The organism is Bacillus sp. YH3-2-B2, assembly GCF_053663335.1.
In genome coordinates this window covers 109,665-129,835 of the sequence record NZ_JBSJQE010000004.1, presented here as the reverse complement: position 1 = coordinate 129,835, position 20,171 = coordinate 109,665, and the positions used below count along the sequence as shown (strand labels likewise).

Genomic DNA, 20,171 nt, shown 5'->3' with positions numbered 1-20,171 from the left:
TGAAATTAATTGTACAACACTTCGGTCAATTATTTAATACTTTGACGCAAAAAAGCGCTAAACAATTTGTGCGCCGCACTGACACTCCGCTTATAAAAGTGTCTGCCCTTTTCACCTGTTTATCCGTATCTCACCCGGGGAAAAGTACACATATGATAGACAGTTACGGGAGGATTACCGATGAAACTGAGTTTTTGCACGACAGGATTTAAAAAAAAGCATATTTTCGACATCATTTCTTTCGCGAAGGAGCACTCCTTTGACGGAATCGAACTGTGGTACGGACACGCTAAACAATATATAGAGGAAATCGGCCCGCTCGACAGGCTTGATCAGCAGCTTCAGGAGGAAGGCCTCGGGGTGCCTGCCGTCAGTTTGTACACTGACTTCGCCGCTCAGGATGAAAGGCAGGCATTAAAGGATGTTCAAGGGGCATTAAGCGCGGCACGACAGCTGCACAGCCCCTTGATCAGAGTCTTTGCCGGCAATCTTCCTTCGCATCGGACGTCACCGGAAAAGTGGCAACGTGCGGTTGATCAATTTCAGCAGGCGGCACGGCTCGCAGATGACTATGAAGTCGATATCGGGCTTGAGATTCATTACGATACGTACGCGGATACACCGGAGGCGGTACTGGCATTTTTGGAGGATGTCGGACATCCGCGGGTCCGCACCATTTTTGACGGCTCCAACCTACACGTCAATCACGTTGACCAAATGTCCGCTTTAGAAAAGCTGTATCATACCGTCAGCCATATTCATCTGAAAAACTATCACTGGAATTTTGACAACTGGTATCTCAGCAAGCCAACTCCGATTTTTCAAGGAGATCTCGATCAAAAAGCATTTTTAAAAGAGCTGATGAACAGACAATATGACGGTTTTGTTTCTCTTGAGTATTTTGGAGAACATGCCTTTACGCATATAAAGGAATCGCTCCGGGAATATACGTCTGTTTTTTCCCGCTGACTCTTCGATCGAAGGGTCTTTTTTTGTATCATATAGAAAAAGGGGGATATCATGATGATCATTTGGATAAATGGGGCTTTCGGTTCCGGAAAAACACAAACAGCGTTTGAACTGCACAGAAGACTGAAACCGTCTTACGTATATGATCCTGAAAAGATGGGGTTTGCGATGCGTTCGATGATACCGCCGGATATCGCTGAAGATGACTTTCAAAGCTACCCTCTGTGGCGGGAATTCAATTACAGCATGCTTTCCTATTTGTCAGATACATATCAGGACATCATCATTGTGCCCATGACCATTACGAACGATCAATACTTCCATGACATTATCAGCAGGCTGAGACAGGATGGCCGGACCATTCACCACTTTACCCTGCTGGCTTCAAAGGAAACATTGCTGAAACGCCTGCGCACCAGAGCGGAAGGAAAAAGCTCCTGGGCCGCAAAACAAATCGACCGCTGCATCAACAGCCTGTCTGATAGCCTCTTCACAGAACATCTCCATACAGACCAAATGTCTATTCAGCAGGCCGCAGAAACGATCGCTGCCCATGCAAATCTGCCTCTTAAGCCTGATTCGAGAGGCAGCCTTCGAAGATTTACCGACAAATTAATGGTGAAGCTGAATCATATCCGTATCAAATAAAAAAGCGTTTTGAAAACATGTCCCTGATCCATGCAAATGGATCAATAAATAAAAAGTCCCTCCGAAGGGATGTTTTTTCAAATTAAGAAAAAAATTTAGAAACATAGAAGGAATTATATGGATAACCGTCTAATTATTAACACTGTAATACATTTCATTTGAAAAGGGAGTGTTCGAAATGAAATTCAAAAAAGTGTTAACCGGTTCTGCGCTGTCTCTTGCCTTACTGATGTCTGCCGCTCCTGCCTTTGCCGCATCACCAACAGCATCCCCATCCGTGGAAAATAGCCCAATCTCAACGAAAGCAGATGCCGGCATTAATGCCATCAAGCCCGTTCCAAGCCCTAACGGTATTTTCGCTGCTTCTTTCGAACTGAATGGTACAACATGGATTTTTAAATACAAATACTATGACAGCAGCAAAGGGTATTGGGTAGGGATTTATGAAAGTGTAGATAAATAAAAATGAAATAAACAAAAAACCTCCCTTTCAAAAGGGAGGTTTTTTTCATTCTATTTCCACCAATCATCAAACATCGATGCCGGCACCTGGCGCTTGTGCTCCGTACTGAGGTAGCGTTTTTCCAGCGCTTCAATCACTTCGGAAGAAACATCCTTGCCTTCTAAATAATCATCAATGTCATTGTATGTGATGCCGAGCTCGGTCTCATCCGTCTGCTGCGGTTTTTCATCGAGCAGATCGGCCGTCGGTAATTTCAAATACAGGCGTTCCGGCGCGCCGAGTTCTTCTAATAAACGTCTGCCCTGGCGTTTCGTTAATCCGGTCAGCGGCAGCAGATCAGCTCCGCCGTCACCGTATTTCGTGAAGAAACCGGTCACAGCCTCGGCCGCATGGTCGGTTCCGATGACAAGCAGCCCCTCTTGTCCGCCGATGGCATATTGAGCGATCATTCTCATTCTGGCTTTTACATTTCCTTTGTTAAAGTCAGACAGCTGATCGCCCGTGTCTTTTTTGTACTGATCAGCGAACGCGCTGACAGCGGACTTAATATCAAACGTCCACGATTTATCAGGTTTAATGAATTTGAGCGCCAATTGGGCGTCATCCTCATCCTGCTGTGTGCCGTGCGGAAGACGGACGGCGATAAATTCCGCGTTTCCGCCTTCTTCTCTGATGCTTTCAGCCGCCAATTGGGCGAGGCGTCCCGCAAGCGTGGAATCCTGCCCCCCGCTGATGCCGAGCACAAAGCCTTTGGCACCTGTTTTTTTCAAATATTGTTTCAGAAAGTTCACTCTGTCCTCAATTTCTTGTTTCGGATCAATTGAGGGTTTTACATGGAGATCATTCATAATTTGTTTCTGGATGCTCATCCCAATCACTCCTCCTGCATTGTTTCTTTATGATTCATTTCCCGTTCATGCTGAAAATGAATCATGCCACTATGTACGACTCTTTGTTAAATATAGCACAGGTGCAGTTTTTAAGTGAATCAAATACACCGGGATCAGCTGATTTCCACCCGCAGCGCCGTGATGCTGTCTCCGTTGCATTTTCCTTTTTCGATCGGACAAGATGAAAACGCGACGACGAGATCCATTTCCGCACGGAGCCGTACATAATCACCTGCGTCAGAAAGAGGGGTTTCGACTGATAAGTTCCCCTTCTCATCGAGCACCGTGTTCATAAAGATGGCAAATGGATAATGCATATGCGGCCGCGGCACCCCGAACGGTTCAAGCGCCCCGCTCATATTGTCATAGCACGTATCCTGGAGCTCGTCTTTATGCTTTCCGTATAAAAGCCTGTTCATATCCGGACGGCAGGCGGGAAGCAGCAAGTCGTGCTTGCCGACTGTATCCTCAATCAGCGTCAGCATCGGCTTGTATAAATTCGAATAAATATGATCACCCGTTTTTACATGAATGGACTGGTTGGCATCGATCGTCGCGCCCTGATCAAGATGTTCATAAAAGTCCTTGGCATGATACGCCGTAAAATCAGCCACCTGCTGTCCTTCCACATCGACAACTTTTATAATCTGCCCTTTGTGAACCCTCAGGCCTAGCCCTTTTTTCGGCGGTACGATAAATTGCTGTGTCATCAGACTGCTCCTTTTTTTCTTCTATTATGAACTCCGGCCGTTTGTTTCATGTAAAGCAATTTATTGGATGTATATTCCCCTTCTGACGGCCGCAATCTAAGCTTTGATAAAGGGGTTGAACTTCATGAGTAAATCACAGGACCAGCCTAAAGGGAATCTCGCTTGGTGGCAGCTCTCCTTAATCGGCGTCGGCTGCACAATCGGGACGGGCTTTTTTCTCGGGTCCAGCATCGCTATTGTCAAAAGCGGATATTCCGCGCTGATCTCATTTCTTATTGCCGGGCTTGGCACCTATTTTGTCTTTGAGCAGCTCGCGAAGCTCTCCGCCAAACAGCCCGAAAAGGGGTCTTTTTGCGCTTATGCGAGAAAGGCTTTCGGCACTTGGGCCGGTTTCAGCAACGGATGGGTGTACTGGTCGTCCGAGATGCTGATCACGGGAAGCCAGCTGACAGCGATCTCGCTGTTTACGAAGCATTGGTTTCCGAATGTGCCGCTGTGGATTTTCGCCTCCATCTATGCGGTGCTCGGTCTTTTGATTATATTTACGGGGCTGTCCGTTTTTCAAAAAACGGAAAATGTGCTCGCTGTTGTCAAGACGGCGGCGATTTTTATGTTTATCGTGATCGCCATATTGGCGCTGTGCGGTATATTTTCTCATAAACCGGATGTGCAGGTGCCGAACGAATCAAAGGATTTGTTCCCGCACGGAGCGATGGGGCTATGGACGGGACTGATTTATGCGTTTTACGCCTTCGGAGGAATTGAAGTCTTGGGGCTGATGACCGTGCATTTGAAAAAGCCGGAGGAAGCCTCAAAATCAGGCCGGCTGATGCTTGCCGTTCTTGCGGTGATTTACGTCATTTCTCTCGGCCTGGCGCTGCTGTTAGTGCCGCTGGGCAAATTCACCGAACAGGACAGCCCGTTTATTACATCGCTGAAGGGTTTTCATTTAGATATCATTCTTGATATTTTTAACGGGATTTTTATTATTGCGGGATTTTCCACGCTCGTCGCCTCGCTGTTTGCCGTGACGACATTGCTTTGTACGATGGCAGATGACGGAGATGCGCCGAAATGCTTCAGATTAAAGGAAAACAAAAAAATCTGCTGGCCTGCGCTCGGATTGACGTTTGCCGGACTCATCGTCTCCATCATCCTGTCATTGGTGCTGCCGAAAAACATATATGAACACATGACAACCGCGGCGGGACTGATGCTTCTTTATACGTGGCTGTTCATTTTGTTCTCGGGCAAGAAACTGCTCGAAACGACAAAGATGGGAACCGTACAGATTGTTATCGCCCTTGTGCTGATTGTCGCGGCCGTCTCCGGGACGCTGTTTGAGAAATCGAGCCGGCCCGGTTTTCTGGTCAGCCTTTGTTTTCTCGCCGTCATTGCGATCGTGACATGGATCGTACAAAAAAAGCAGGGACACAGCCCTGCCGGATCATAGCTTATTTCGTCGGTTTAAACAGTCTCTTCAAATAAGAAAAGGGACACTTTGACACTTGGGTCTCATCATCACGGAGGAAATATTGCTTCCATTCTAAATTGTCTTTTCCTCCGTACCACCCCAATCGGGGATGAAGAGGGGCTTCATCATAAGCCTCTAAGCGTTTTCTGATCAGCCGGCTCATGTTTCGTCCGAACGCGGTTGAATCATTTAATCCTTCGAAAACCCATCTCGGCTGAAACGCGAGCATAAAAAACGGGAAGCTTCTGCTTTGTCTCGCTTCATGCGCAGGCGTCGCGCACAGAATAAAATACGGCTCGCCGTCAAAGCAGAACTCCCATTTATAATGTTCAGGGTCTTCCGGTATGTCTTCCGGCCAGTCTTTCGGGTCGCAGCCGCTCAGCCGGTTTAAAAAAGACCAGAACAGCTCTTCATACGCCTCAACGGAATAATGCTCAGCTAAATCCTCAGGCGTATCAAAAATCACAAGCAGCGACGCGTATTTTCCGGTATTCCTTGAGATCTTTCCGTACTCGGACAGCAGCATCCCCACTTCCTCCGGGGTTCCCTCTTCGCGGGGATCACCCGCAAAGGATATCCGGAGCTGATCTGTCAAAAATCCCTGACGTCCGGGAATGCACGGAAACGTATCCGCTTTATCGCCTACTTTTTCTGATAGAAGCTCAAAAGCGATTCTCTGCCAATTTGGCAGATCCAATAACTTTTCCTCAAGGCAACTTTTTGTGTACAGCCCGCTTGCCATCGGCCCACCTCCAGTATCGTCATGATACGTTATGACGGAGACAGGCGATGGGTGACAGTCCTTCTATTTATGAGATGAGCATTTGAATCCCCTGCCATCCGAAATAAAACCCGAAAACGATCAAAGACACACCCGCCGCTCCCGTCAGCCAGCGGAGCGCTTTTTCATGAAGGAGATTTCTGAAAGTGCTCGCGGCGACCGCCATGCAGAAATCCCAGATCAAAATGCCGAGAAGAATGCCGGAGCTGTAAATCAAAAGCTGATTTGCATCGAAGGATTCAGCGGTTTTGGCGAGAATGCTCCCGTATATGCCGAGCCAGAATAAAATGCTCAGCGGATTGGAAAGAGAAATAAAAAACCCCGCGCCGAAAGTTTTGTAAAAAGCCGGTTTTCCTTTTCCGCTTCTGACATTCATGGCTTCCCTGATATTTTTTAACGTTTCGACTCCCGTGTAGGTCAGCACGAAAAAACCGAAGAGCCACAAAAACGTTTTTACAAAAGGAGCGGTCAAAAATTGAGACAGCCCGAAATAGATCAGAATCATATACAGCCCGTCCGCGGCCATAGCGCCGAGACCGAAAATCCATGCATGCCAAAAGCCATTTTTGATGCCTTTGTCAATTTGCGCCGCATTGACCGGTCCGACAGGTGCTGACAATGACAGCCCGAGAACGATGTAGCTTAAAAAGATGTTCATTGGCTTCCCCCTCATTCATGCAACTTGTACAAGTTATTCATGAATGGGCCGTGCTATGATATTTTATTTTAATTTCTCAAGCTCGTCTTCCATTATGTCCGTCACTTTTCCTAAAAAATCGAATATCAGCCGCAGTTCTTCTTCTTTATATTGCCGGCAAAGGCTGATCGTGGACTGGGATAAGGAGCTGAACAATTGCTTCACATTCGCTTTTCCGGCTGTCAGCGGCACGATGATCACCCGCCGTTTGTCTTCGGGGTCTTTTTTCCTCATGACATATCCCGCTTTTTCGAGCCGGTCAATGAGCGCCGTTACCGAACCTGTGCTGAGGCCGGTTTTTTTCCCAAGCTCGCCTGCGGTCATCGGGCCTGCTTCATTTAAGATATCAGCTGATTTCAAATCGGTCGGAAACAGACCGAGAGATTGAGCGGCCGCCTGATGAAAAAGGATCGTCCTTGTGGCCATCTTCCGGAATAACTGTATGGCGGTTTCCTCCGTCTCGCTTCTTGTATTTCTTGTTGACAACTGACAGGCCTCCCTATAAAATCAATTTATCTTGACGATCAAGATAATTTTCGGCAAATCTAATATGATCATAGCAAATTTAATGATCAAAAGTAAGTATGGGAGGAAAAAAGCATGGAACAAACAGCCGCGAAGGACGCCACGACAAAGTTTGTCGTCATCGGTCTTTTGCTGGGCATTTTAATGTCGGCTATGGATAATACAATCGTTGCCACTGCGATGGGAAATATCGTGGCGGACCTCGGAAGTTTCGATAAGTTCGCGTGGGTGACGGCATCATACATGGTAGCCGTTATGGCCGGTATGCCGATTTACGGAAAACTGTCCGATATGTACGGACGTAAGCGTTTCTTTTTATTCGGTCTTATTCTTTTCTTAATCGGATCTGCATTATGCGGGATCGCCCAAACAATGGATCAGCTCATTATTTACCGCGTCATTCAGGGAATCGGCGGAGGCGCGCTGATGCCGATCGCCTTCACGATCATTTTTGATTTATTTCCGCCGGAAAAACGCGGAAAAATGTCGGGCATGTTCGGTGCCGTTTTCGGCCTTTCCAGCGTTCTCGGGCCGCTTTTAGGCGCGCTCATTACCGACTCCATCAGCTGGCACTGGGTGTTTTACATCAACGTGCCGATCGGTATTTTATCATTGTTTTTCATTCTTCGTTACTATAAAGAATCCCTTGAACATAAGAAGCAGAAAATCGACTGGGCCGGCGCGATTACGCTGGTGGTTTCCATTGTCGGTCTGATGTTCGCTCTTGAGCTCGGCGGAAAAACGTATGATTGGAACTCCGTGCAGATCATCGGTCTGTTCGCTGTGTTCGCCGTGTTCTTTATCGCCTTTTTTATCGTGGAAAGAAAAGCGGAAGAACCGATTATCTCATTTTGGATGTTTAAAAACCGTTTATTTGCTACGGCACAGATTCTGGCGTTCCTTTACGGAGCCACGTTCGTCATTTTAGCGGTGTTTATCCCGATCTTCGTTCAGGCTGTGTACGGAAGCACCGCGACAAGCGCGGGCTTTATTTTGACGCCGATGATGATCGGTTCTGTTATCGGAAGTATGATCGGCGGAATTTTCCAGACGAAAGTGCGGTTCCGCAATTTAATGCTGATTTCCGTGGTCGCTTTCTTTATCGGAATGCTGCTGCTTTCCAATATGACACCGGATACGGCGCGTACGATGCTGACGGTATTCATGCTGATCTCAGGATTCGGCGTCGGCTTCAACTTCTCACTGCTGCCGGCTGCGTCCATGAACGATCTGGAGCCGCGTTACCGCGGAAGCGCCAACTCAACAAACTCGTTTTTGAGATCATTCGGTATGACGCTCGGTGTGACGATTTTCGGAACCATCCAGACGAATGTGTTTACCAACAAGCTCACAGATTCATTCAGCGGCATGAAAGGAGCGGGCGGCGCGATGCAGAACATCGGAAATCCGCAGGACATTTTCCAGGCCGGCACGCGCGCTCATATTCCGCCGCACATTCTGGATCGCATTATTGACGCCATGTCGCAAAGCATCACATATGTATTTACGCTTGCGCTGGCGCCGATCGTCATTGCGGCCGTTACCATTTTGTTTATGGGAAAAGCGAGAGTAAAAACCTCTCAGGAAATGGCGAAAAAAGCGAATTAAAAAAAGCAGTACATGGCGTTTGTCATGTACTGCTTTTTTGTTTACTCTGCGAAATGCGGAGCGAGAATATCTTTCAGCACGTTTGCGCTGCGGCTGAATTGAGCCTGTTCTGTTTCATTCAGCTCAAGTTCCGTCACACCTGCGATGCCGTTCCGATTGACGACGGCCGGAACGCCGATAAAGACGTCGTTTACACCGTATTGGCCGTCCAGATATGTGCTGACGGTTAAAATGCTGTTTTCATTACGCAAAATCGCTTTTGTGATGCGGGCGAGGCTCATCGCCACTCCGTAATATGTCGCGCCTTTTTTCTCGATAATATGGTAGGCCGCGTTTTTCACATCGTCAACGATCTGATCCAGCTCGTCCTGTTTGTAAGCTGCATTTTTCTCCAGCAATTGCTGTACCGGCACTCCGCCGATATTGGCGTGACTCCATACAGGAAGCTCGGTATCGCCGTGCTCACCGATAATGTGGGCGTGTACGTTTTGCGGAGCGGCGCCGAAGTATTCACTCAGCATATAACGGAATCGCGCAGAATCCAGTGTCGTGCCGCTGCCGATGACGCGTTCTTTCGGCAGGCCGCTGAATGTCCATGTCGCATAAGTGAGAATGTCGACCGGGTTTGTGGCAACGAGGAAGATGCCGTCAAATCCGCTTGCCATTACTTCACCGACAATGCTTTTAAAAATGGCGAGATTTTTTTCGACCAGCTCAAGTCTCGTTTCGCCCGGTTTTTGATTGGCCCCGGCACAGATGCACACGATATCGGCATCCTTGCAATCCTCATATGTGCCGTAAGACGTTTTGACCGGATGAGGCGCAAATGCCTTTCCGTGATTTAAATCCATGACATCGCCCATGGCTTTTTCTCTATTTACATCAATGATCACAAGCTCATCTGTGATCCCTTGGTTAATTAACGCAAATGCATAACTGCTTCCAACAAAACCTGCTCCGATTAATGCTACTTTGTTCACTCGTTCGTTCATCATGTATGCTCATCCTCCAGTGTTTCGTGGTGTCTGTTTTTAACTTGTGAAGTATTTCACATTTATATTGTGCAATACTTCACAAACTTTTGCAAGAGAAAAGTTTGATTTTTGGACAAAAAAATATCGGTGATGGTTTCCAGATTGTTGACAACATCCTAAAACGGAACCGTTTTAGGATGTTGTCATCTTTTCAGCGTGATTGAAGATGCGCTGTCCTTTTCCCAGAAGCAAGGGTTTGCCGGCACGCTGATGTAATGATAGCCCTATCCATTAATGCGGAAGATAACCGTTTAAACCGGAGTTGTTATACAAACCATTCTGCACATAATCAAATCCGGGCTGGTTCTGTCCGGGCACTTGGGCGCTGCCATTGTTAAAAATCACTTTGGCATTAGCCGTATCCGCATTCGCAGGCAGCGTCAGCGTGTAAATTCCATTTGCATTCTTAGTCATTGCTTTCCCCGGCCACGATCCGGTTAATTCTATGGCCCTGCCTCCATCATGTTTGTAAATATAAGCATTTACCTGGCCCCAATGATCCGGATTTTGATAGCCAATGATGTTGGTTTGGGCCGGGTCTTTTTTGACAAACGTGTATTCTTGGGTTCTCTCTGCACCCTTGCCGTTCGTTCCGGTTAACTTGATGTTGTATGTCGTGCCGATTGGATCTCCTTTCCCGATCGTTAATCGGTCTCCATCCTTAAATGCTGTCTGCTGCCCATTATTGATTTGGTAAACGGCTTTTGCTGTTTTCGCATTTGCACGCAGGGTGACCGTCAGCTGATCATTGAAAGAATGGACTGCCCCCGTTTGGTAATTCTCAAGAAAGACCTGAGGCGCATTTCCAATATCATCGGGATAAAGAACAGCCGCGGATCTGGCATTGATCGTACCTGTCAGTTTGCCGTTCGCTACTTGAAATGAACCGGCGCCGGCCCTATTATCATACCTGCCGTCAGGCAATTTCGTTGAAGTATTGACGGTGACAGAAGACGATCCTGCATTAGCCAGCACAACGCCTTTTGAGCCGCGCTGATTCATAAATATTTGATTGTTCCCATTCGGATTCGAGAGTTCCTCAGGCTGCCCGGCCATTACATTGTGAAATTGATTGACCGCGGTGATCGCCTGATCTTTAAATAAGGCGCTCCCGCGATCTCCTATTTGACTTTTTCCGGGAAATCTTACACCATTTCCTCCGCCCTCAGGTCTGGAAAAGAAAAGAGGCGTGCTTCCTGAGCGGGAACCAATCACTGCCCAGCCTAAACGGATATCGTCATCACTCATCCATGTGGACTCTTCCTCATCATTGGCATACGTATCATGTGATTCCACCCATGTGACTAACTTGTCCGCAGACACGTCAGATGCATAATGGGAGATATTCGACACACTCAGATTACGGTTCTTTAAAGCGGATCTGATGGAATGCCCATAGTTAGAAGCCGTCACATTCATATAATTCGCATAAGCAGTATCTCTGGAAGCGCTGTCTTGCAGGATTTCTCCGTATTGGAACTCCGCCGATGTATTTGTGATATTCGGCCAAAATCGGCTGCCGTAATTCCCATCATCCGGAAGCTCTATATGCTTGGCGGCATCATAGCGGAACCCGTCTGCTCCGTCATTCAATGCTCTTTCCAAGAAACGTTTCAGATAGGCCTGCACCTCAGTATTCTGTGTATTCCAATCATACAGCCCAAGCAATGAATTTTGAGTGACGTCCCACCTGTCCGACCAATTTTTAATTTGTGTGTTTCCATGGGTCCAGTTTGGAATACGCTTAATCTCGTCAGAAATCGCGGCGTAATCGCTGGTGGTATGATTGATAACCGCATCGACAATGACTTTTACGCCATACTTTTCCGCGGCTGCACACATGTCCTTAAATTCTTGTTCAGTGCCTAAGTAACGGTTGCCGATTTGGTACGATGTCGGCTGATACAGCCAGTACCAGTTCCTCATGCTTTTATCTCCTTGGTTCCCTTCCTTTACTTGGTTAATCGGAGACGTCTGAATAGCTGCATAGCCCGCATCACGAATATCTTTCATATTTTGTGTTAACGTATTGAACGACCAATTCCAGGCATGAAGGATGGTCCCGTTTTTGACCGATGACGCGGCCGCCTCATTCGATTTGTTTGCAGTTTCAGCGTTTGCAGCCGCCGGGCCTGACAAAACCAAATGAAACAGCAATAAAAATCCGGCGAATAACGGCAGTAAAGAGGTTTTGAATCGTTTTTCAAACATTTTTGACACTCCTTATTTCATTTTTGAAGACTGACTGCGGAGTCAAAAATTCCTCTTACTCTTTCTTCAGCTCCTTTCAACTGTTGTGAAGACTGGAGAATTCTGTTAACGCTTACATTTCAACTTATCACACTCTCTCTATCAAAGCAACGTGACAGAGTGAATTCAAATCTATATTCCTATCAATTAAAAAGACTTCCCGCTTTCAAACAAAAAAAGAAACCACCTGTCAGGATGATTTCTTTTTTATTTCTTTTATCGCTCTTCTGTAAGACAGCTTCACAATGACATACCGAAGCAAAAACAGAACGCCTCCGCAGACGATAAAAAGAAAGATCATTTTCAGCCAAGCAAAGAATGTATGGGGAAACCCCCTGCCGTACATCGTAAGTGCCGCCACCGCAAAAGTGACCGCAATTGAATCTATCCGCTGCTGCTTCACCCGCTTTTTCAGTTCTTCTTTGGTGTCTATTCTCGGCATGAGCATTCCCGACGCTCCCGCCCTGATGCAATAATAAACAATTATAATGAAGAAAACCGCCAAGCTTCCGGCCCATTCCCTAAATGGACAGTTCAGAACAAGTCCGCGTACGATGATGTCAAGCAAAGACAGTGTGCCCACAAGCATTCCGACTTCTGACCAAATCATTCGTTCTTTCTCTTTCACACTCTCACTCTTTCCATTCACGTTTGAAAGTCCGTTCCGACGCTGATTCATGACTTCCTCCCGTACTATTAAGAATGGCTTACAACTCCCATTATATCTTGCTGATTCATAATGATAAACCGAAATATCATTGACAAAATGTTTAATAAGGACCCCAATTGATCAGGACGCCTATGCAGATAAACACGAGGCCGATGACAAACCAAATCAGCGCCAGCGGAATCATGAAGCGAAGCCACTTTACGTACGGAATGCCGCTGGCAGCCAGTACGGCCATCAGCACGCCGGAAGTCGGATTGACACAGTTTACGACGCCTTCTCCAAGCATGACCGCTTCAACCGCGACCTGTCTCGTGATGCCCATCAGATCGGCAAGCGGCGCCAAGATCGGAATAAATACGACCGCCTCCCCTGAGCCCGATGATATCAGAAAATGAAGCAGGGCGCTGGAAATATACATTCCGATTGCGCCTGCCATCGGGCTGAAACCGTGCAGCAGTGACGCAAGTCCATTGACTACCGTATCAAGCAGCTTTCCGTGTTCCAGAATAACGGAAATGCTTCTCGCCATTCCGACGATCAGCGCGCCGTAAACGAGGCCCTGACAGCCTGTAATAAACGTTTTTGCGATATCATTTGCCGCCATTCCCGCAATCAGGCCTGACACGATTGAGATAAAAATGAACACGGCGGCCATCTCTGAATCAGACCAGCCAAGAGTAAGCGCGCCGTATAAAAAGCCGGCAAGCGACAAAGCCGCGACAGCCAGAATCAATTTGTGGCGGACGGTAAACGGGACTGGCTTGTCCTCCGGATCGGAAGCCTGCGGGATTGAACCTGCCGCCGGAAACCAATCGTTCCCCAGCAGACTGGCGTCCTTTGCTTTTCTGAGCCTTCTCGTATACCGATAAATATATAAAATAGATGATAGCAGAAAACAAATGTAGACGGCAATCCGCAGGCCGATGCCGGAAAACAGCGGCAGCTCCGCAATGCTTTGTGATAACCCGAGCGGTGAAGGTGATAAAATCGTCGCGTTAAACCCGGCATAACAGCCGATATAAATGACGGCCGCTCCGGCCACGGCGTCCCATTTCAGCGAACGGGCGACGATCAGGCCGATCGGAATAAAACCGATCACGGAATTAACGACGATGCCGGTTGTGCCGAGGATCGAAAATAGAGATCCGACAATCGCAATAAACAGCAGCTGTTTGGTGCGGAACGTACTGATGACATTACTGATCAATCCATTGATGGCACCCGTTTTCTCCAAAATCGCAATGGTTCCGCCCGTAAACAGGATTAAAAAAATAATCGGCGCGGAACTTGTCATCCCTTCCTGAATCGCGGTAAAAAAAGCGATCGGGCTGACAGGAGACTGGTCTAAAGAATGATAACTTCCCGGGACGGCGGACGTCACACTGCCCTTTGTCACCCTGTCAAATTCCCCCGCGGGAACGATGTACGATGCTATCGCGCATAGTAAAGCGACAATGAACAGCAGCACATAAGCATCAGGCATCACAAACAATTTCTTCTTTTTCAATACAGGTTCGGCCTTCGGCACAGCCATAACATCACCATCCCGCTTTAAATTTATAAACTATTCAGAAAATACAGATATGTGCTATATTATATACAGACCGATTGCCTGTTTTCAATATCAAAAAATAAAAAACAGACAGCTTTTGAAGGAGGACTTACGGCATGAACAGACTCACAGAGCATGAAAAGCAAGTCATTATGGACATTTTTGACCACCTGCACGCCAATCCCGAAGTAAGCTGGAAAGAATATCAAACAACTGAATATCTGACTGAAAAACTGAAAGAGGCCGGCTGCCGAATCCGTACGTTTGATGATTGCACCGGTGTTGTCGGCGAAATCGGAGAAGGCTCGCCCGTTGTGGCTGTCCGGGCGGATATTGACGCGCTGTGGCAGGAAGTGGACGGTGTCTTCCAGGCGAACCATTCATGCGGACATGATTCACATATGACGATGGCGCTCGGCACGATGATGCTTTTAAAGAGTCAGCCGAAGCTTCCGAAGGGCACCATCCGCTTTATTTTTCAGCCGGCTGAAGAAAAAGGCGGCGGAGCGCTGAAAATGATTGAAAAAGGCGTACTGGATGATGTTGACTTCTTATACGGCGTGCACGTGCGCCCCGTACAGGAAACGGCAAACGGCCGATGCGCACCGTCCATCCTGCATGGCTCAAGCCGGCATATAGAAGGCCTGATTATCGGAGAAGAAGCCCACGGCGCGAGACCGCATCTCGGGCTTAACAGTATCGAAATCGCCGCTCTTCTCGTCCAAAAACTCAGCTTCATTCATCTTGATCCCGGCATCCCGCATTCCGTGAAGATGACAAAGCTTCAGGCAGGCGGAGAAAGTTCCAATATCATTCCGGGAAAAGCATCGTTCAGCCTTGATCTCCGCGCACAAACCAATGCCGCCATGGAGAATTTAACCGCCGAAACCGAAAGAGCCTGTGAGGCGGCGGCTGCCGCATTCGGCGCAAAAATCGAACTGCAAAAAGAACACAGCCTCCCGGCAGCCGAGCGAAACAAGGAGGCGGAAGCCATCATGGCATCTGCGATCAGCAGCATTCTCGGAGAAGAACATGTGGATGAACCTCTTGTGACAACCGGAGGAGAGGATTTTCACTTTTACGGGTTAAAGGTGCCGAACTTGAAAACGACGATGCTCGGCCTAGGATGCGGGCTGGAGCCGGGACTTCACCATCCCCAAATGACATTTGACCGAAGCGCCATCTTTACTGGCGTTGAGATATTAACGGCCGCCGTCCTCAAATCGTTTGAAGCATAAAAAAAAGCAGCCCGTTACAGGGCTGCTTTTCCTCATTACTTCTTCAGATCTTCAATTGAATTGACGTTTTTCATATACTGAGGAACGACCAGACCCATCTTGACGCCTGTCAGACTCGTTCCTACATCTTCATATTTGCCTTTATATTTAGACGCATATGCCTTATGGGTATTCGGAAGCCAAGCAGACAATGACGCATCCGCGCTGCCTGTCGCAATCGCAGTCCACATCGGTCCTGCCTCCACTTGCGTCAGCTTCACGTCATAGCCGAGGTCTTGAAATACTTTTCCGATTACATTCGTACTTGCGATTTCACTGTCCCATGCCACATAAGCCAGGTTGATTTTATCCCCTTTGACTTTATGGGCGCCTTTTGTCCATTGAGCCACTTGGTCTTTATGTTTTTTCACATATTCAGCTGCGGCTTTGGCCGGCTTTTCGCCTTCCTCAACGGCAATCATGACTTCTCCCATATCGTCCTGCGTCCATTTGAACTGGCTGAGAACTTTGGCCGCGTTAGGCTGTTCCTTACTGAAGCCGGTTCTTGTAATCGTATGAATCTGCTCGGCAGTTCCGTACGTTTTTTTCGGATCATCAAGGAACTTCAGCTTGTATCTGGAGAACATCCAGTGCGGCGTCCAGCCCGTTACGATGATCGGCTTTTTCCGGTCATATGATTTCTTCAATGTCGCCGTCATGGCGGCACTTGACGCCGTAACGACATTCCAGTCTTTCAATCCGTAATCCTTCACGGCCTCATCCGTCAGAGCCATGATCCCCGATCCCGGATCAATACCGATAATGGTTTTGTTCACCTGGTCCGCAGCCGTTGCCTTACCATCAGTCTGCGAACCGCAGGCAGCCAAAGAAAGAGCCAGCGCAGCGGTAACGCCGACACCGATGATTTTCTTAAGCATCAGGCATTCCCCCTGCTCTTCTTCTTCACTTTAATGTTTTGCGTGATACGGTCGAGTGTAATCGCTACGATAACGATCGCAATACCCGCTTCTACTCCGACACCGGTTTTCAACTGTGTCACGGCGCTGTATACTTCAGAACCGAGGCCCGGCGCACCAACCATGGCCGCGATAACGACCATTGACAAAGCAAGCATGATGCTTTGGTTAATACCGGCAAGAATTGTTTTTGTGGCAAGCGGAAGCTGCACCTTGAACAGACGCTGAGACGTCGTTGAACCGAATGCTTCCGTCGCTTCAATCAGATCAGCCGGAACCTGTTTAATACCGAGAACCGTCATGCGGATCGTCGGAGGCATCGCGAAAATAACAGATGCCACAACGCCTGGCACAACCCCGATATTAAAGAAGAAAATTGCAGGCAGCAGGTATACGAAAGCCGGCATGGTCTGCATTAAATCCAGAATCGGTGTGACAATGCGGCGGACCGTTTCTTTCTGAGACGCCCATATGCCGATCGGAACCCCGATAATAATGGAAATCAAAACAGATGTGACGACAAGCGCCAACGTTTGCAGCATCGGCGACCAATAACCCAAATAATCAATAACAAGGAATCCGATTAACGTAAAGAGTGCAATTCCTCTCGTACTGATCCACCAAGCGAGAGCTGCAAAAATAACAGTCAATAAAATAGACGGGATGAAACCCAAACCGCTCACAATCGCGTTTACGAAAGCGGCCAAACCGTTTGAGATTCCGTCAAAGAAACCTCCGAACGTCATGGTAAGCCAGTCAACAAACCGGTCAACGATATCTGCTAACGGAATTCTAGGCAATCTGTCCATTTACTTCACCCCCTGAACAGAAGAATCCTGAGCTTGTTCAGCAGAATCTTCAACATTTATATAATCGTTATTTCCTGAAAGCGCGCCGATTAATGCGCCTTTTACGACAATGCCTCTCATGCGGTCCTTATCGTCCGTGACGGCGATCGGAATATTCGCATCAGACACGACATCGAAAATTTCCGTCAAGTATGTGCTTTCATGCACAGTCGTAAATTCAGTATTTAAAATATCCTGAAGCGATAAGTCGGATTCCACCGCTTTTTTCGCATCCGCCGCGTGAATGACACCGAGAAGCTGTTTCTGTTTATCAACGGCGTAAATAGAAGAAATACCGAGATTCTTCATGAGCTGCAGCGCTACACGAGGCCCTTTGTCAATCCGCACGGTTTCAGCGCGCTTCATGATGTGGCCCGCTGTCAGAACTTTGGATAAGTCAACGTCCTCAACGAATTTCTCAACGTATTCATTGGACGGGCTCATCAGAATTTCTTCAGGCGTCCCGATCTGAACGATGTTACCGTCTTTCATCAGCACGATTCTGTCACCGATGCGCAATGCTTCATCAAGATCATGCGTGATGAAGATGATCGTCTTGCCGACAGAGTCATGAAGGTCTAAAAGCTCATCCTGCATGTCTTTGCGGATCAGCGGATCAAGCGCACTGAAAGCTTCATCCATCAGAAGAATGTCAGGATCATTCGTCAATGCGCGGGCAAGTCCGACACGCTGCTGCATTCCTCCGCTGAGCTGATCAGGGAATTGGTGTTCAAAGCCTTCAAGACCGACAAGTTTAAGCGAATCAAGCGCTTTTTGCTCACGCTCTTTTTTGTCGACGCCTTGGAGCTCCAAACCGTATTCCGTATTTTCAAGAATCGTTCTGTGCGGAAACAGCGCAAATTTTTGAAAGACCATGCTGATTTTTTTCCGGCGCACTTCCCGGAGCTGGTCTTTTGACATATTTGTTATCATGTCACCATCAATATAAATATTCCCGGCAGTCGGTTCAATAAGCCGGTTTAACAGCCGAACTAAAGTTGATTTACCGCTCCCCGATAGACCCATGATGACAAATATCTCCCCATCATATACATCAAAGTTTGCTTGATTGACACCAACGGTTGATCCGGTCGCTTTCAGGATCTCTTTTTTGTTTTTTCCGCTGGACAGCATCTGAATGGCTTTTTTTGTCTGTTTTCCGAAAACCTTAGATACATTTTCGACTTTTATCTTAATTGGTTTCTCATCCAAATTCATATTTTCCCTCCATAATAAGCAATCTTTAATACCGTAACACGTTTGTAATAAGTCAAACAAACATCATAATCCCTTTTATTTTGTATCATTACTTTAAAAACATCCCTGTGTCTTATTTTCCTCTGGTATGCTTCTAAATACTCTCTAATCCTCCTTATTGAGGATAAATTATAACGGAAACCGGGCTTTTATCAGGCTTGAGAACGTTTCCATCGAATGTGCTGCAAACTGATTTCCTATCCTTTTTTTACAAATACAAGAACTTTTTTGCGACATTGTCCCGGAAAAAGAAGTTTTCGCTTCCTAAAAATAAGGAATTTTAAGGAAAAATATAGGTCTGCCAACAGACAGCCCCACTAAAAAAAGCACCCCAAAAGGGTGCTCATTGCGCAAGCTCTGTCTGTTTCGTTTCTTTTCCGAGAATAAGAATAGTGATGACGGCAATCAGGATGGCCGCACAAAAGACGGCGAAAATCACTGTAAACGAAACGTTCCGTCCTGCAAGCGATCCGACGAGAAGCGGACCGAAAATGCCGCCGATTCTGCCGACGGCCGCCGTTGTTCCGGAACCGGTCGCACGGATCGCCGCAGGATACTGCTCCGGTGTATAGGCGTAAAGCACGCCCCATGCGCCGAGATTGAAGAAGGACAGCAGCATGCCGGCTGTGAGCAGCATGCCCAATGAATCCGCGGCACCGAAGAAATAAGCGCTGCCCGCCGTTCCGAGCAAATAGATGACTAAGATGGTCTTCCGCCCCGCTTTTTCGATCAGCCACGCCGCTGAGAAATATCCGGGAAGCTGGGCAAGTGTCATCAGAAGGACGTATTCGAAGCTCTCAATCATGCTGTAGCCTTTCATCAGCATCACGCTCGGCAGCCATAAAAACATGCCGTAATAAGAAAAGACGACGCAGAACCAAACGACAGACAGCAGCACCGTCGCCCGGATATACGGTTTCGTCCAGACACTTCCCGCCTGCCCGCGTATGCTTTTTTTCTGCGGCAATGCCTGATGCGCCGGTGATTCCGGAAGGCTTTTCCGCAAGTACAGCGCATAAAACGCGGCCAGCGCCGTTAAGAGCAGCGCGGCCTGCCAACCGAATGCCGGTATGACAAAGTAGGAAATCACCGCCGCAAGAAGCCAGCCCGCGGCCCAAAAGCTCTCAAGCAGCACGATGATCCGTCCCCGCTTTTCGGGAGCGGACGCTTCTGACACGAGCGTCGAGGCAACAGGCAGTTCCCCGCCAAGCCCCATTCCGATCAGAAAACGCAATATGAGAAAAACCGTCAATCCCGTTGCGAAAGCGGATATGCCGCTTCCGACAGAAAAGAATAACAGCGTGATCATAAACACTTTTTTCCGGCCGATCCTGTCGGCCAGCATTCCGAATACAAACGCACCCGCTGCCATACCTATGGAATTGACGCTTCCGATCCATTTCATTTGATCGGGTGTTAAATTCCAATCAGTGTGTAGCGCGGCGATAATAAACGATAAAATTCCGACATCCATCGCATCAAACAGCCAGCCCATTCCGGCAATCGCCAGAAGTTTTCGCGGAGTGACGGCAGGTTGTTTGTTCATAAGCAGCACCTCAAATCGAAAATGATTACCGTATAAGTTTACACATGTCTTTACA

At 47.7% G+C, this 20,171-nt stretch carries 19 protein-coding genes; 6 read left to right on the top strand and 13 right to left on the bottom strand.

Going from position 1 to position 20,171, the window contains the following annotated elements:
• The first annotated feature begins 180 nt into the window (after positions 1-180).
• The 3 genes from ACWJJX_RS15350 (at position 181) to ACWJJX_RS15340 (ending at position 2,080) form a co-directional block, all read left to right on the top strand.
• Positions 181-969, top strand: coding sequence for a sugar phosphate isomerase/epimerase family protein (locus ACWJJX_RS15350; RefSeq protein ID WP_046559330.1), 789 nt, complete (start codon positions 181-183; stop codon positions 967-969).
• 54 nt (positions 970-1,023) lie between these two features.
• Positions 1,024-1,617: a tunicamycin resistance ATP-binding TmrB gene (gene tmrB / locus ACWJJX_RS15345; protein WP_454023127.1), complete on the top strand. Its 594-nt coding sequence runs from the start codon at positions 1,024-1,026 to the stop codon at positions 1,615-1,617.
• 178 nt (positions 1,618-1,795) lie between these two features.
• Positions 1,796-2,080: an antimicrobial peptide LCI gene (locus ACWJJX_RS15340; protein ID WP_057080011.1), complete on the top strand. Its 285-nt coding sequence runs from the start codon at positions 1,796-1,798 to the stop codon at positions 2,078-2,080.
• Between the two features lie 50 nt (positions 2,081-2,130).
• Here the strand turns inward: ACWJJX_RS15340 and nadE are convergent, their stop codons facing one another.
• Together nadE and ACWJJX_RS15330 are read right to left on the bottom strand one after the other, a co-directional pair.
• On the bottom strand, positions 2,131-2,949 hold the full coding sequence (nadE, locus tag ACWJJX_RS15335) for an ammonia-dependent NAD(+) synthetase (RefSeq protein ID WP_007409061.1): 819 nt from the start codon (positions 2,947-2,949) through the stop codon (positions 2,131-2,133).
• Between the two features lie 134 nt (positions 2,950-3,083).
• Positions 3,084-3,680: a DUF1989 domain-containing protein gene (locus ACWJJX_RS15330; protein WP_003156621.1), complete on the bottom strand. Its 597-nt coding sequence runs from the start codon at positions 3,678-3,680 to the stop codon at positions 3,084-3,086.
• A gap of 124 nt (positions 3,681-3,804) precedes the next feature.
• On the opposite strand from ACWJJX_RS15330, the gene ACWJJX_RS15325 reads away from it, so the two are divergent.
• Positions 3,805-5,133, top strand: coding sequence for an amino acid permease (locus ACWJJX_RS15325; RefSeq protein WP_032857841.1), 1,329 nt, complete (start codon positions 3,805-3,807; stop codon positions 5,131-5,133).
• Between the two features lies 1 nt (position 5,134).
• Here ACWJJX_RS15325 and ACWJJX_RS15320 read toward each other — a convergent pair whose 3' ends face one another.
• From ACWJJX_RS15320 to ACWJJX_RS15310, 3 genes are all read right to left on the bottom strand, one after another.
• Positions 5,135-5,896, bottom strand: a complete 762-nt coding sequence (locus ACWJJX_RS15320; RefSeq protein WP_003156624.1) for a YqcI/YcgG family protein — start codon at positions 5,894-5,896, stop codon at positions 5,135-5,137.
• Positions 5,897-5,963: 67 nt separating this feature from the next.
• Positions 5,964-6,593 carry a LysE family translocator gene (locus ACWJJX_RS15315; protein ID WP_007409057.1) on the bottom strand — a complete coding sequence of 210 codons (630 nt, stop codon included), beginning with the start codon at positions 6,591-6,593 and terminating at the stop codon, positions 5,964-5,966.
• A gap of 63 nt (positions 6,594-6,656) precedes the next feature.
• Positions 6,657-7,118, bottom strand: coding sequence for a MarR family transcriptional regulator (locus ACWJJX_RS15310; protein WP_017419364.1), 462 nt, complete (start codon positions 7,116-7,118; stop codon positions 6,657-6,659).
• 114 nt (positions 7,119-7,232) lie between these two features.
• Here ACWJJX_RS15310 and ACWJJX_RS15305 point away from each other — a divergent pair, with 114 nt between their 5' ends.
• Positions 7,233-8,765: an MDR family MFS transporter gene (locus ACWJJX_RS15305; protein ID WP_101562682.1), complete on the top strand. Its 1,533-nt coding sequence runs from the start codon at positions 7,233-7,235 to the stop codon at positions 8,763-8,765.
• 41 nt (positions 8,766-8,806) lie between these two features.
• On the opposite strand, the gene ACWJJX_RS15300 is transcribed toward ACWJJX_RS15305, so the two are convergent.
• From ACWJJX_RS15300 to ACWJJX_RS15285, 4 genes are all read right to left on the bottom strand, one after another.
• Positions 8,807-9,760, bottom strand: coding sequence for an L-lactate dehydrogenase (locus tag ACWJJX_RS15300; RefSeq protein ID WP_014416851.1), 954 nt, complete (start codon positions 9,758-9,760; stop codon positions 8,807-8,809).
• Positions 9,761-10,030: 270 nt separating this feature from the next.
• Positions 10,031-12,010 carry an alpha-amylase gene (amyE, locus tag ACWJJX_RS15295; RefSeq protein WP_146283838.1) on the bottom strand — a complete coding sequence of 660 codons (1,980 nt, stop codon included), beginning with the start codon at positions 12,008-12,010 and terminating at the stop codon, positions 10,031-10,033.
• Positions 12,011-12,239: 229 nt separating this feature from the next.
• On the bottom strand, positions 12,240-12,728 hold the full coding sequence (locus tag ACWJJX_RS15290) for a DUF6773 family protein (RefSeq protein WP_454023097.1): 489 nt from the start codon (positions 12,726-12,728) through the stop codon (positions 12,240-12,242).
• A 91-nt stretch (positions 12,729-12,819) separates the two neighbouring features.
• Positions 12,820-14,253: a YfcC family protein gene (locus tag ACWJJX_RS15285; RefSeq protein WP_003156632.1), complete on the bottom strand. Its 1,434-nt coding sequence runs from the start codon at positions 14,251-14,253 to the stop codon at positions 12,820-12,822.
• 134 nt (positions 14,254-14,387) lie between these two features.
• On the opposite strand from ACWJJX_RS15285, the gene ACWJJX_RS15280 reads away from it, so the two are divergent.
• On the top strand, positions 14,388-15,509 hold the full coding sequence (locus tag ACWJJX_RS15280) for a M20 peptidase aminoacylase family protein (protein ID WP_146283839.1): 1,122 nt from the start codon (positions 14,388-14,390) through the stop codon (positions 15,507-15,509).
• A gap of 35 nt (positions 15,510-15,544) precedes the next feature.
• On the opposite strand, the gene ACWJJX_RS15275 is transcribed toward ACWJJX_RS15280, so the two are convergent.
• The 4 genes from ACWJJX_RS15275 to ACWJJX_RS15260 form a co-directional block, all read right to left on the bottom strand.
• Positions 15,545-16,426, bottom strand: a complete 882-nt coding sequence (locus ACWJJX_RS15275; protein ID WP_007409051.1) for a glycine betaine ABC transporter substrate-binding protein — start codon at positions 16,424-16,426, stop codon at positions 15,545-15,547.
• Entirely contained in the window at positions 16,426-17,274 is an 849-nt protein-coding gene (gene opuAB, locus ACWJJX_RS15270) for a glycine/proline betaine ABC transporter permease subunit OpuAB (RefSeq protein WP_003156639.1), read from the bottom strand. The genes ACWJJX_RS15275 and opuAB overlap by 1 nt, the downstream gene beginning before the upstream one ends.
• Positions 17,275-18,531, bottom strand: coding sequence for a glycine/proline betaine ABC transporter ATP-binding protein OpuAA (opuAA, locus tag ACWJJX_RS15265; protein WP_069448531.1), 1,257 nt, complete (start codon positions 18,529-18,531; stop codon positions 17,275-17,277). It lies immediately after the preceding gene.
• Between the two features lie 382 nt (positions 18,532-18,913).
• The gene (locus tag ACWJJX_RS15260) at positions 18,914-20,116 is read right to left on the bottom strand and encodes an MFS transporter (RefSeq protein ID WP_172614424.1); all 1,203 of its coding nucleotides are present in this window, start codon (positions 20,114-20,116) and stop codon (positions 18,914-18,916) included.
• Positions 20,117-20,171: the final 55 nt, after the last annotated feature.

Bases quoted from the DNA above. Each gene is read 5' to 3' on its own strand.
- ACWJJX_RS15350 (WP_046559330.1), top strand. From the start codon at position 181: ATGAAACTGAGTTTTTGCACGACAGGATTTAAAAAAAAGCATATTTTC.
- tmrB (WP_454023127.1), top strand. From the start codon at position 1,024: ATGATCATTTGGATAAATGGGGCTTTCGGTTCCGGAAAAACACAAACA.
- ACWJJX_RS15340 (WP_057080011.1), top strand. From the start codon at position 1,796: ATGAAATTCAAAAAAGTGTTAACCGGTTCTGCGCTGTCTCTTGCCTTA.
- nadE (WP_007409061.1), bottom strand. From the start codon at position 2,949: ATGAGCATCCAGAAACAAATTATGAATGATCTCCATGTAAAACCCTCA.
- ACWJJX_RS15330 (WP_003156621.1), bottom strand. From the start codon at position 3,680: ATGACACAGCAATTTATCGTACCGCCGAAAAAAGGGCTAGGCCTGAGG.
- ACWJJX_RS15325 (WP_032857841.1), top strand. From the start codon at position 3,805: ATGAGTAAATCACAGGACCAGCCTAAAGGGAATCTCGCTTGGTGGCAG.
- ACWJJX_RS15320 (WP_003156624.1), bottom strand. From the start codon at position 5,896: ATGGCAAGCGGGCTGTACACAAAAAGTTGCCTTGAGGAAAAGTTATTG.
- ACWJJX_RS15315 (WP_007409057.1), bottom strand. From the start codon at position 6,593: ATGAACATCTTTTTAAGCTACATCGTTCTCGGGCTGTCATTGTCAGCA.
- ACWJJX_RS15305 (WP_101562682.1), top strand. From the start codon at position 7,233: ATGGAACAAACAGCCGCGAAGGACGCCACGACAAAGTTTGTCGTCATC.
- ACWJJX_RS15300 (WP_014416851.1), bottom strand. From the start codon at position 9,760: ATGATGAACGAACGAGTGAACAAAGTAGCATTAATCGGAGCAGGTTTT.
- amyE (WP_146283838.1), bottom strand. From the start codon at position 12,010: ATGTTTGAAAAACGATTCAAAACCTCTTTACTGCCGTTATTCGCCGGA.
- ACWJJX_RS15290 (WP_454023097.1), bottom strand. From the start codon at position 12,728: ATGAATCAGCGTCGGAACGGACTTTCAAACGTGAATGGAAAGAGTGAG.
- ACWJJX_RS15285 (WP_003156632.1), bottom strand. From the start codon at position 14,253: ATGGCTGTGCCGAAGGCCGAACCTGTATTGAAAAAGAAGAAATTGTTT.
- ACWJJX_RS15280 (WP_146283839.1), top strand. From the start codon at position 14,388: ATGAACAGACTCACAGAGCATGAAAAGCAAGTCATTATGGACATTTTT.
- ACWJJX_RS15275 (WP_007409051.1), bottom strand. From the start codon at position 16,426: ATGCTTAAGAAAATCATCGGTGTCGGCGTTACCGCTGCGCTGGCTCTT.
- opuAB (WP_003156639.1), bottom strand. From the start codon at position 17,274: ATGGACAGATTGCCTAGAATTCCGTTAGCAGATATCGTTGACCGGTTT.
- opuAA (WP_069448531.1), bottom strand. From the start codon at position 18,531: ATGAATTTGGATGAGAAACCAATTAAGATAAAAGTCGAAAATGTATCT.
- ACWJJX_RS15260 (WP_172614424.1), bottom strand. From the start codon at position 20,116: ATGAACAAACAACCTGCCGTCACTCCGCGAAAACTTCTGGCGATTGCC.